Source organism: Streptomyces sp. SID4985, assembly GCF_009863025.1.
Taxonomy (GTDB): Bacteria; Actinomycetota; Actinomycetes; order Streptomycetales; family Streptomycetaceae; genus Streptomyces.
Window position 1 is genome coordinate 1 of sequence record NZ_WWIR01000713.1, and the last position, 1168, is coordinate 1168.

Genomic DNA, 1168 nt, shown 5'->3' on the forward strand with positions numbered 1-1168 from the left:
GCGCCGAAGACGTCACCGACGAAGCGGGAGTACGTGGACCAGTTCATGCCGAACTGGAACTCCTGGAAGATGCCCGTCACGACACCCAGGGCGATGTTGATCAGCAGGAGCTTGCCCCAGAACTTGGTCGCGTGGAAGTACTTCTCCTTTCCTGTCCGCACCCAGGCCGTCTCCAGGCCGGCGACGATGCCTCCCAGACCGATGCTGAGCGGGACGAAGAGGAAGTGGTAGACGGTGGTGACACCGAACTGCCATCGGGCGATGGTCTCGTGAGCGATTGCTAGTTCCACTGCGTCCTTCTCTCGCTTCGATCCAGCCGCATTGTGGCTAAAAGGTATCTCCAGCGCATAGTCGCGTCGACTCGAACAAATGCGGAGCAACCGGGCGAGCCGGGAAACAGGCGCCGGGAGTCGGGCGCTCTCCCCTGTTCGGTGTGCCGGATGGGTGATCGACCGCACGGACGGGGGCGGTCCGTTCGGGTGAGCGCGGGTGTCGGTGCGGGGTGTCGCCCGAGCGGCGGCCCGCGCGTGGGGGTCGCACCTGCGCGCCGAAAGGGCGGATTTCGGGCGCAGATGCGACCTTTATGTGGCATTTATTCCGTAAATGGTTTGCCCCCACAATCGAATAGGGGCGGCATTGCCTATTGCCCGTCCCGCTTTACCGCACGCTCGGCGCATAACCGGCCGGTAATCACGCGAGAACGGCGTCTCCGAGCCACTGCGCGGCCAGCAGAGCGGCCCGTACGGGGAAGTCGTCGTCGAGGGCGTGGGCTCCTCCCGGCAGCAGGGCGGACGCCTGGCGCACCCGGTACTGGACCGAGTTGCGGTGCAGATTCAGCGCGGTCGCGGCGGCGGCGTGACTGCGCCGGTGGGCGAGGAACACCCGCAGCGTCTCGCGCAGCACCGCACCGCGCGCACCGGGCGCGGCCAGCTCCCCGAGCGTGGCCGTCACGAAGTCCCGTACCGCCGCCGGATCGCCCGCCATCAGCGCGACCGGCGCCACGTCGGCGTAGTGCACCCAGAGCGGTTCCTCGGTGCCCCGGCCGCCCGCGGCCCCGGCCCGCGTCCCCAGCACCTCCCGGACCCGGGCCGCCTGACGGGCCGAGGAACGGAAGCCGTCCAGACCGGCGCCGGGACGGCCCACGGCGGCGTGCAGCGACGTCCCCTCG

General features: G+C 69.2%; 2 protein-coding genes. Both read right to left on the bottom strand.

Annotated features, from left to right (window positions below; translation table 11 throughout):
- Nucleotides 1-290: cytochrome ubiquinol oxidase subunit I (locus GTW40_RS31550; protein ID WP_161183554.1), on the bottom strand; the 290-nt coding region annotated here is incomplete at its 3' end.
- Nucleotides 291-690: 400 nt separating this feature from the next.
- Nucleotides 691-1168, bottom strand: a 478-nt coding sequence (locus GTW40_RS31555; RefSeq protein WP_202486678.1) for a helix-turn-helix domain-containing protein, incomplete at its 5' end; no start/stop codon positions are given.